The organism is Paracraurococcus ruber (genome assembly GCF_004353985.1).
In the GTDB taxonomy this organism is placed as follows: Bacteria; Pseudomonadota; Alphaproteobacteria; order Acetobacterales; family Acetobacteraceae; genus Paracraurococcus; species Paracraurococcus ruber.
Map to the genome: position 1 here is coordinate 1 of NZ_SMOA01000202.1, position 10,121 is coordinate 10,121.

At 72.8% G+C, this 10,121-nt stretch carries 9 protein-coding genes; 6 read left to right on the forward strand and 3 right to left on the reverse strand.

Features of this window, described 5'->3' with window-relative positions:
* The 3 genes from E2C05_RS23955 to E2C05_RS34325 form a co-directional block, all read left to right on the forward strand.
* Window positions 1–622: uracil-DNA glycosylase (locus E2C05_RS23955; protein WP_133222164.1), on the forward strand; the 622-nt coding region annotated here is incomplete at its 5' end.
* A gap of 297 nt (window positions 623–919) precedes the next feature.
* Window positions 920–2,590: a lytic transglycosylase domain-containing protein gene (locus E2C05_RS23960; protein ID WP_240046875.1), complete on the forward strand. Its 1,671-nt coding sequence runs from the start codon at window positions 920–922 to the stop codon at window positions 2,588–2,590.
* An 86-nt stretch (window positions 2,591–2,676) separates the two neighbouring features.
* Window positions 2,677–3,123, forward strand: coding sequence for a PEP-CTERM sorting domain-containing protein (locus E2C05_RS34325; RefSeq protein WP_200306138.1), 447 nt, complete (start codon window positions 2,677–2,679; stop codon window positions 3,121–3,123).
* Here E2C05_RS34325 and E2C05_RS23970 read toward each other — a convergent pair.
* From E2C05_RS23970 to E2C05_RS23980, 3 genes are read right to left on the reverse strand one after another with little or no spacing between them, the layout of a single operon-like run.
* Window positions 3,114–4,127: a cytochrome d ubiquinol oxidase subunit II gene (locus E2C05_RS23970; RefSeq protein WP_133222165.1), complete on the reverse strand. Its 1,014-nt coding sequence runs from the start codon at window positions 4,125–4,127 to the stop codon at window positions 3,114–3,116. The two genes, E2C05_RS34325 and E2C05_RS23970, sit on opposite strands and share 10 nt — an antisense overlap.
* Before the next feature lie 5 nt (window positions 4,128–4,132).
* Complete coding sequence (locus tag E2C05_RS23975) at window positions 4,133–5,479, reverse strand: cytochrome ubiquinol oxidase subunit I (RefSeq protein ID WP_133222166.1); 1,347 nt, start codon at window positions 5,477–5,479, stop codon at window positions 4,133–4,135.
* 5 nt (window positions 5,480–5,484) lie between these two features.
* Complete coding sequence (locus E2C05_RS23980; protein WP_133222167.1) at window positions 5,485–6,069, reverse strand: GbsR/MarR family transcriptional regulator; 585 nt, start codon at window positions 6,067–6,069, stop codon at window positions 5,485–5,487.
* Between the two features lie 107 nt (window positions 6,070–6,176).
* On the opposite strand from E2C05_RS23980, the gene moaB reads away from it, so the two are divergent.
* The 3 genes from moaB to tcuA all read left to right on the forward strand — a co-directional run bounded on the left by moaB (window position 6,177) and on the right by tcuA (window position 10,051).
* The gene (moaB, locus tag E2C05_RS23985; RefSeq protein WP_133222168.1) at window positions 6,177–6,716 is read left to right on the forward strand and encodes a molybdenum cofactor biosynthesis protein B; all 540 of its coding nucleotides are present in this window, start codon (window positions 6,177–6,179) and stop codon (window positions 6,714–6,716) included.
* A gap of 457 nt (window positions 6,717–7,173) precedes the next feature.
* Window positions 7,174–8,409, forward strand: a complete 1,236-nt coding sequence (locus tag E2C05_RS23990; RefSeq protein WP_200306140.1) for an ABC transporter substrate-binding protein — start codon at window positions 7,174–7,176, stop codon at window positions 8,407–8,409.
* Window positions 8,410–8,587: 178 nt separating this feature from the next.
* Window positions 8,588–10,051: an FAD-dependent tricarballylate dehydrogenase TcuA gene (gene tcuA, locus E2C05_RS23995; RefSeq protein ID WP_133222169.1), complete on the forward strand. Its 1,464-nt coding sequence runs from the start codon at window positions 8,588–8,590 to the stop codon at window positions 10,049–10,051.
* The last annotated feature ends 70 nt before the right edge of the window (window positions 10,052–10,121 follow it).

The window sequence follows — 10,121 nt, forward strand, 5'->3', positions numbered from 1 at the left end:
CGGCATCGCCGCCCCGCCCGCCGCCGGCCGCGCCGCGGCGCTCGCCGCCCGGGCGGACAGCCTGCCGGCGCTGCGCGACGCCATGGCCGCCTTCGACGGCAGCCCGCTGCGGGAGACCGCGACCAACCTGGTCTTCGCCGACGGCGTGGCCGAGAGCGGGCTGATGCTGATCGGCGAGGCGCCGGGCGGCGACGAGGACCGGCTGGGCAAGCCCTTCGTCGGCGTGTCCGGCCAGTTGCTCGACCGCATGCTGGCCAGCATCGGCCTGCACCGGGAGCGGGATTTCTACATCACCAACATCCTGCCCTTCCGGCCGCCGGGGAACCGGACGCCGACGGATGCCGAGGTGGCGCTCTTCCTCCCCTTCCTGTTGCGGCACATCGAGCTGGCGCGGCCGCGGCAGCTGGTGCTGCTGGGCGGCTCGGCCGCCAAGGGCCTGCTGCGGTCGAAGGAGGGGATCACCCGGCTGCGCGGCCGTTGGCATCAAGTAACGATCAACGAAGACCAGTCCTTGCCGGCGCTGGCCACCCTGCATCCCGCCTACCTGCTGCGGAACCCTGCGGCGAAGCGTGATGCCTGGGTAGACCTGCTGTTGCTGCGGCGCAGCCTGGCACGCCAATAGAGGGAAAACCGGCCGTTCCTCTATCGGTCAACGAAGCGTAAGTGACTGGGACTGGCGGTAACGCAAGTTTTTCCTGGCTCGTCTCGACGATTGAGGGTTGCCGGGGGAAGCCGGGACCGCTAACGGGAGCGGGCCATGCCCGCGATCGGACCCATGGCCCGCGGTGCCCTTCGCCCCCTGCTTGTCGGGGTCCTGTGGGGCACGGCGCTGCTGGGCGGGGGGACCACCCCCGCCGGCGCGCAAAGGGCCGTCGACCAGACCGCCATGAGCGTCCCCCGGCCCGCCCCCTTGGGCGGCGTGGCCGGCCTGCCCCAGGTGTTGGCCCCGTCCGACGCCGCCCGGCTGCGACGCATCTTCGACCTCCAGTCGCGCGGCGACCTGGCCGCGGCGGCGCGCGAGTCCGACCGCCTGGGCGATGACCGGCTGCTGGGCCACGTCCTGGCCGACCGCTTCCTGCGGCCGGAAGCGGCGCCGCAGGCCGCCGAGGTGCAGGCCTGGCTCGCCCGCCATGCCGACCATCCCGACGCCCCCGCCATCCATGCGCTGCTGACCCGGCTGCTGCCGCGCGGCGCCGCCCTGCCCGCCCCGCCCAGCCAGCCGGAGGCGCTGCCGCCCGAGGCCTCGCTGGAGCCCGAGGAGCGATCCCCCCTCTCCGCCGCCGTCACCCGCAACCCGGCGCTGGACCGCGCGGTGCGCGACCGGGCGCGGGAGGGGAATGCGGCCGCCGCGCAGGCGCTGATCCACCGCACCCGCGGCCTGTCCCCGGCCTATGCCGGGCTGCTGCGCGCCGACCTCGCCATCGGCCTGTTCCGCGCCGGCCGGGACGAGGAGGCGCTGCGCGTCGGTGCCGAGGCAGCCCGCGCCGGCGAGCCCTCCGGCCTCGCCGCCTTCGCCGCCGGCCTCGCCGCCTGGGGGCTGGAACGCTACGACGCCGCCCTGCCGCTGTTCGAGCGGGCGGCGCGGACCGAGCAGGCCGCGCCCGCCCTGAAGGCCGCCGCCGCCTTCTGGACCGCCCGCGCCGCGGTGCGGGCGCGCCGGCCCAGCCTCTATGTCCCCTGGATGATGCAGGCGGCGCAGGAGCCGCGGACCTTCTACGGCCTGGTCGCCCGCCGGGCGCTTGCCCTGCCTGCCGGCTTCGCCTGGGAAGGCGAGCTGGTGGGGGAGGCCGAGGCGGCCGCCATTGCCGAGACCGCCGGCGGCTGGCGGGCGCTGGCCCTGCTGCAGGTCGGCCAGACCGCGCGGGCGGAGGCCGAGCTGCGCCAGCTATGGGCCCAGGCGCAGCGCAACCCCGCCCTGGTCCGGGCGATGCTGGCGGTGGCGGCGCAGGCCAACCTGACCGGCCTGACCTCGCAGCTCGCCGCCGCGTCGCAGGCGGCGGATGGCAGGCCGCGCGACTTCGCCCGCTTCCCGGTGCCGCGGCTGCTGCCGCAGGGCGGCTTCCGGGTGGATCCGGCGCTGCTCTATGCCCTGGCGCTGCAGGAGAGCCGCTTCAACAGCGGCGCCGTCTCCCCCGCCGGGGCGCGCGGCCTGCTGCAGATCATGCCGGCGACCGCCAGCTACCTGGCGCGCGACCCGTCGCTGCAGGCGGATGGCGCGCAGCGGCTGCACGACCCCGCCTTCTCGCTGGAGCTCGGGCAGCGCTACGTCCACTACCTGGCGCGGCACGAGGGGGTGGAGGGCAACCTGATCCGGCTGCTGGCGGCCTACAATGCCGGGCCGGGCAACCTGCTGAAATGGCTGCCGGCGAACGGGCACCGCGACGACCCCTTCCTGTTCGTCGAGGCGATCCCCTTCGACGAGACGCGCGGCTTCGTGCAGCAGGTGCTGACCTATAGCTGGATCTACGCCTCCCGCCTCGGCCTGCCGGCGCCCAGCCTGGACCAGCTCGCGGCCGGCAGCTTCCCGCGCTTCGCGCAGCCGGAGGAGGTGGTGGCGATGCTGGCGGCCAAGGCGCGGCGGGTGAACTGAGCGCCGGGGGCGGCGGGAGCTTGTCGCCCGCCGTAACCAAACGGTAGGTTTTCCGTAATGCGCCTACGCCGCGCCGGGAGAACCGCATGTGCTTCACGAAGCCGCTGCTCGCCGCGCTCCTCGCCGCCGGGCTGTCCGGTGCCGCCGAGGCGGCCGTCAGCTACAGCATCCGCAGCCCCATCGACTTTGACGTGAAGCTTGACTTCACGGTGCCGGATTTCCTCGACCCGCCGGCCTCCACCCTGCCGGTGCCCGGCGTGACGAGCTGCAGCTTCCTGGGCAACGCCTGCTCCGGAATCTCCTACTGGCCGTTCTCCGGAGGCGTGGGCTTCACCGTCCGGGATGCGACGAGCCAGGTGGGCATCCTCTTCGTCACCTCAAGCGCCGCGCTGTCGACGATCGGCACGACGGCCTTCAGCAACATCAGCGGCGCGACCCTGACCGTGACCCAGGTGCCGGAACCGGCGACGCTCGGCCTGTTCGGCCTTGGCCTCGCTGGGCTGCTGGCGGCGCGGCGCCGCCCTCAGCCGTAGCTGAGCGCCTTCGCCTTGCCGCCGAAGACGCGCCAGACGAAGACCGTGTAGCCGAGGATCATCGGCAGCACCGCCAGCGCGCCGACGAGGATGATCGCAAGGCTCTCCGGCGCGCTGGCGGCGGCGAAGATGGTCAGCCGTTCCGGCACCACATAGGGCCAGAAGGAATAGGCCAGGCCCTGGAAGCACAGCACGAAGATGCCGATGGTGGCGGCGAAGGGCACCCAGTCCAGCCGGTGGTCGGCGCGCGGCAGGTGCCGCAGCGCCAGGTGCAGCACCAGGACCAGCCCCGCCGTCGCCACCGGGATTGGGGCGAGGCCGAGCAGTTGCGGCAGGCCGAACCAGCGGTCGAAGATGCGGGCGCTGGCCAGCGGCGTGGCGATGGAGACGACGACGACCCCCGCCACGGTGACCCACAGCGCATGCCGCGCCCAGGCGACGGCGCGGCGCTGCAGCGCATCCTCCCCGCGCCAGATCAGCCAGGTGGCGCCCAGCAGCGTGTAGCCGGCGGTGACGAAGCCGCCGCAGAGCAGCGAGAAGAGCAGCGGCCCCCAGCCCGGCGCGAAGCCGAGGATGTAGGCGCCCAGCATCCAGCCCTGGGCGAAGGCTGCGACCAGCGAGCCGCCCTGGAAGGCCAGGTCCCAGCGCGGCTTCTGCGCCGCCGGCGCCTTGGCGCGGAATTCGAAGGCGACGCCGCGCAGGATCAGCCCGGCGAGCATGAGCACGACCGGCAGGTAGAGCTCGGTCAGGATCATCCCATGCGCCTTGGGGAAGGCGACCAGCAGCAGGCCGACCCCCAGCACCAGCCAGGTCTCGTTGGCATCCCAGAAGGGGCCGATCGAGGCGACCATGCGGTCGCGCATCGCCTCCTCCTCCGTCCGCCGCAGCAGGATGCCGACGCCGAGGTCGAAGCCGTCCAGCACGGCGTAGAGCAGCATGGAGATGCCCATCAGCGCCGCGAAGGCGATGGGCAGCCAGGCACCCGGGGGGAGCGTCTCGGCCATCGGGGTCACTCCGCCGGCAGGGGGGCGAGCGGGTCGCGGCCGCCCAGCGCCTCCGGCTCCGGCGCCCCCGGCCGCTTCGCCAGGTGGAAGAGCGTGGCGATGTAGGCGGCGAGCAGCGCCGCGTAGAGCGTGAGGTAGAGCGCGAGGGAGAGGCCGATGGTCGCGGCCGGGACCGGCCCCGCCGCCTCACCGGTGCGGAGGATGCCGGTGACCAGCCAGGGCTGGCGGCCGATCTCGGTCACGTACCAGCCGGCCAGCGTCGCCACCCAGCCGGAGAAGGTCATGCCGAACAGCGCCCAGGCCAGCGGCCGGGTGATCCCGCCGCGCCACAGCCGGAAGGCGGCGACCCAGGAGACGAGCAGCATCAGCACGCCGATGCCGACCATGATGCGGAAGGCGTAGAAGACCGGGGCGACCGGCGGATGCTGGCCGGCGAATTCATTGAGGCCGCGCACCTCCCCCTGCCATTCATGCGTCAGGATCAGGCTGGCGAGGTTGGGGATGGCGACCTCGTAGCGGTTGGTGCGCGCCGCCTCGTCCGGGATGGCAAACAGGCGGAGTGCCGCGCCCCGCTCCGTCTCCCACACGCCTTCCATGGCGGCGACCTTCTGCGGCTGGTGCTGCAGGGTGTTCAGCCCGTGCAGGTCGCCGGCCAGGATCTGCAGCGGGATCAGCGCCGCGGCCAGCACCACGCCGGTGCGCAGCGCCTTCTGCACCCCGGCCGAGGCATCGCCGCGCAGCCAGCGCCAGGCCGACAGCCCGGCCAGCAGGAAGGCGATGGTCAGGCCCGAGGCCAGCAGCATATGCGCGACCCGGTAGGGCATGGACGGATTGAAGATGATCGCCCACCAGTCCACCGCATGCACCACGCCGTCGCGGATCTCATGCCCCGCCGGCGTGTGCATCCAGCTGTTCAGCACCAGGATCCAGAAGGCGGACAGCGAGGTGCCGCCGGCGACCAGCGCCGTCGCCGCGGTGTGCACGCGGTTGGAGACCCGGCCGAAGCCGAACAGCATGATGGCGAGGAAGGTCGCCTCAAGGAAGAAGGCCGTCACCACCTCATAGGCCAGCAGCGGCCCGGCGACATTGCCCACCATCTCCATGAAGCCCGGCCAGTTGGTGCCGAACTGGAAGGACATGGTGACGCCGGAGACGACCCCGAGCGCGAAGGACAGGGCGAAGACCTTCACCCAGAAGCGGTAGGCCGCCATCCAGGCGGCGTCGCCGGTGCGGTTGAAGCGCAGCTTGAAGAACAGCAGCACCCAGCCCAACGCGATGGTCACGGTCGGGAACAGGATGTGGAAGGAGATGTTGGCGGCGAACTGGATGCGCGCCAGCAGGATCGGGTCCATCGCTCTCAGTCCTTCTTGCGCCGGGCCGGCGCCTTCGCCCTGCCGCCGAGCACCAGCTTCAGCCGGTCCCCGGCATCGAGCACCTTCGCCACCCCGGCGCCGAGGCGCAGCAGCGCGACGATCCGTTCATCGGGCAGCTTCTGCACCTCGTCCGCCCAGCCGGTGAGCAGCTCGATCGCCTCGTTCAGCGCCCGCAGCCTGTCCTGCGCATGCCGCTCCGCCTCGCTCGCCGGGGCCTGCATCAGCAGGTCGCGCAGCACGGAGAGGGTCGGGTCCACCTCCCGCTTGCGGCGTTCCTCGGCCAGCGTCCGGACGATCGCCCAAGGGTCCTCCAGCGCGGCGAAATAGTCGCGCCGGTCGTCCGGCAGGTGCAGCCGGCGGATCAGCCGCCAGGTGTCCAGCTCCTTCAGGCCCATGGAGGTGTTGGAGCGGGCGATGCCCAGCGCCTCGGTGATCTGCTCGGCGTTCAGGGGCCGGTCGGCGGCGTAGAGCAGGGCGTAGATCTGCCCCACCGTGCGGTTGATGCCCCAGCGCGACCCCATCTCCCCGAAATGCAGGACGAAGGCCTGGATAAGCGGCGGCAGGTTCATGGGGGTCAGATATTTCAGACATTACAGAAATGCAAGCCGGGACCGGGGGGCTTCGCGCAGGCCGGCGGCACCCCCACTATCCGCCCGACGCCATCCGGAGCCCGGCCATGCCGATCGACGAGAGCCTGCCCTTCGTCCCCGTCAACATCGCGGTCCTCACCGTGTCCGACACCCGCGACCTCGCCTCCGACCGCTCCGGCCAGACCCTGCAGGAGCGGATCGAGGGTGCTGGCCACCGCTGCGTGGCGCGGGAGATCGTCAAGGACGAGGCGGACGCGATCGAGGCGGTGCTGCGCCGCTGGATCGCCGACCCCGCCATCGACTGCGGCATCACCACGGGTGGCACCGGCATCACCGGCCGCGACGTGACGCCGGAGGCCTTCAAGCGCGTGCTGGAGAAGGAGATCGAGGGCTTCGGCGAGCTGTTCCGCATGCTGAGCTACCGCAAGATCGGCACCTCCACCATGCAGTCCCGCGCGCTGGGCGGCGTCGCCGGCGGGACCTATCTGTTCGCCCTGCCCGGCAGCACCGGCGCCTGCAAGGATGCCTGGGACGACATCCTGCTGTTCCAGCTCGACGCGCGCCACAAGCCCTGCAACCTGGTCGAGCTGATGCCGCGGCTGCAGGAGCACCTGAAGGCCGCCTGAGAGACCCGGATGCCGAAGGCCTCCGGGTTTTCGTCGCGCGCGGGGTTGCCGGGCTCCCATCGCGGCATGGCTGCGATGGGAGCCCGGCGTGGCGGCGCCGCGCCGGAGAAAGCAGACCCCGAACTCCATCGGCGTTCGGGCTTACCGACGACAGGTGATCCTGGCCGATCAACGGCCGCCATCGCCGGGCGGCTTGCGCCGCAGGCCCTGGCACCGCGACACAGGCTGCGGCGGCCGTTCGGGCGCGCGGCATGACTGGACCATCCATGCCGCCGGTATGTGCCCGCCGGGCGGACGCCCCCTGCTCCGCCCGCCGCCAGGGCGCGCAAGGCGGCGGCTTCTCCCGGCCCGGCCGGACGACCCACGGCGCCACCGCCCGGCCGGCACCGGACCGCATGCGCAGCGGATTGCCGGATCGCCATCACCCCGCCTAGTCTCACGGGCGGAGGACATGTCCATGGAAAACAACATCCGGCGCCGCACGCTCCTGGCCGGGGCGGCGGGTACCCTGCCCCTGCTCGCCGCGCCTGGCCTGCTGCGGGCGCAATCCACCAGCCGCCCCGTCCAGCTCGGCCTGGTCAGCGACATGGGCGGGCCCTTCCGCGATGTCGGCGGGCCGGGCCAGCGCGTCGCGGCCGAGCTCGCCGTGCAGGATTTCGGCGGCAGCGTGCTCGGCCGGCAGATCGTGGTGCGGCAGGCGGATGGCCAGAACCGCGCCGACATCTCCGCCCAGCTCGCCCGGGAATGGATCGACCGGGAGGGCGTGGATGCGCTGGCCGATGGCGCGGCCAGCTCCGCCGGCCTTGCCATCCAGGAAGTCTGCCGGGAGCGCAAGCGGGTCTACCTGATCACCGGCCCCGCCACCTCCGACATGACGGGCGCCCGCTGCTCCCCCTACGGCATGCAGTTCGGCTACGACACCTATGCGCTGTCGCACGGCACCGCGACGGCGCTGACCAAGGCGGGCGGCGACACCTGGTTCTTCATCACCGCCGACTACGCCTTCGGGCATGCGCTGGAACGGGATGCGACCAATGCCGTGCGCGCCAATGGCGGAAGGGTGCTGGGGGCGGTGAAGGCGCCGCTCAACACCTCCGACTTCTCCTCCTTCCTGATCCAGGCGCGGGCCTCCGGCGCCAAGGTGGTGGGCCTGGCGAATGCCGGCACCGACCTGCAGAATTGCGTCAAGCAGGCCGCCGAATTCGGCCTGACCCGCGGCGGGCGGGTCCGCATGGCGACGCTGCTGGTGCAGATCCCCGACGTCGTCTCCCTGGGGCACCAGACCTGCGAGGGCATGGTCTTCACCGACAGCTTCTACTGGGACATGTCGGACAAGGCGCGCGCCTTCGCCGCCCGCTTCCAGCAGCGCATCCCGCAGCACCCGCCCGGGCTGCAGCATGCCGGCGTCTATGGCGCGACCTTGCACTGGCTGAAGGCGGTGCAGGCGGCCGGCAGCACCGACGCCGATGCGGTGGTGGCGGCGATGAAATCCACCCCGATGAACGACATGTACAACGAGAATGTCCGCATCCGCGAGGATGGGCGGGCGATGCACCGAATGTATCTCTGGCAGGTGAAGCCGGCCTCGGAGGCGAAGTCGCGCTTCGACTTCTGCCGCCTCGTCGCCGACATCCCGCCGGAGGAAGCCTGGCGGCCGATGAGCGAGGGTGGCTGTCCGCTCGTCAGGAGCTGACACCCAGGGAGGGCCGTGCCCTCCCTGGACCCACCCGCCAAGGGCCGAAGGGCCCTTGGAACCCTCGGGTTCGCCTGGCGGCCGCCGCCTCCCGGTGTCCAGGGGCCCCTCGGCCTCTGGCGGGTGGGGGTTCCGGGGGTGGGCAGCGCCCTCCCACGCCCATGCATGAGGACATCCCATGGACACGCATGACTGCGACGTGGTGGTGGTGGGCCACGGCATCGCCGGCCTCGCCGCCGCCGTCTCGGCGCTGGAAGCCGCCGCCAGCGTCGCGGTGCTGGAACGCGCCCCGCGCGAGGAGGCCGGCGGCAATACCCGCTGGACCGAGGCCTTCATGCGCATGAAGAGCCCAGAGGCGGTCGCCGACGACTTCGAATCCCATTTCGCCGCCAATGCCGGGGCCTATCTGGACCCGTCCCTGGTGGCGGAAACCGCCCGCGACTACGCCGCCTGGCCTGGCATCGTGAAGTCGCATGGCTTCACCGACCCGGAACTGGTCGGCACGCTGGCCGCGCAGGCGCCGCCGACGCTCGGCTGGCTGCAGTCGCTCGGCATCGGCTTCTCGCCCATGGCGACCTACCTGCTGACGCAATCCACCACCCGCATCATGCCGGCCGGCGGCGGGCTGCAGCTGGTGGAGACGCTGACCGCCGAGGCCGAACGCCGCGGCGCCGCCCTGCACTACGAGACGACCGCGCGCGCCCTGCTGGCCGACGCGGAAGGCCGCCCCGCCGGCATCCGCGCCACGCGCGCCGGCGGCGCCACCCTGGCCTTCCGCGCCCGCGCCGTGGTGCTGGCCTGCGGCGGGTTCGAGGGCAATCCGGAGATGCTGGCGCGCTATGTCGGCCCCAGGGCACGCCATATCCGCCCGGTCGCCCGCGGCGGCTACTACAACAAGGGCGAGGGCATCGCGATGGGCCTGGCCGCCGGCGCCGCCCCGGCCGGCGACTTCACCGAATTCCACGCCGAGCCGATCGACCCGCGCTCCGGCGTGCCGGAGCCCATCGTCTTCTGCTTCCCCTACGGCATCCTGGTGAATGCCCTGGGCGAGCGCTTCGTGGACGAGGCGTCGCGCACGGTGGACGCGGTCTACGAGGCGATCACGCGCCGCATCAACGAGCAGCCGCAGGGCATCGCCTGGTGCCTGCTCGACCAGCGGATCGAGGATGTGACGGGCTGGCGCCGCAGCGTCCGCACCGACCAGCCGCCGGTGACCGCCGCCACGCTGGAGGACCTGGCGGCGCAGACCGGCCTGCCGCCCGAGGCGCTGCGGCGGACGGTCGCGGCCTACAACGCCGCCTGCCGCCCGGGCGATTTCCGGCCCTTCGAGCTGGACGGCCTCGGCACCCATGGCCTGTCGCCGCCGAAGTCCAACTGGGCGCGGCCGATCGCGGCGGCGCCCTTCCTCGCCTACCCCATCACCTGCGCCAACTGCTTCACCTTCGGCGGGCTGAAGACCGATGCGCGGGCGCGGGTGGTGGACACCTCCGGCGAGCCCATCCCGGGCCTCTACGCCGCCGGCGAGACCGCCGGGCTGTACCATGGCGCCTATACCGGCGCGACCTCGGTGCTGCGCGGCGCGGTCTTCGGCCGGATCGCCGGGCGGGACGCGGCGCGGCTGGCCCGGGCGAATGCCGGCTGACCGGCGGCGGCCGGACCGGTTGGCGCCGCCGCCGGTCCCCGCCCCGCCGCGCCCGCCGGATCCCGGCGCG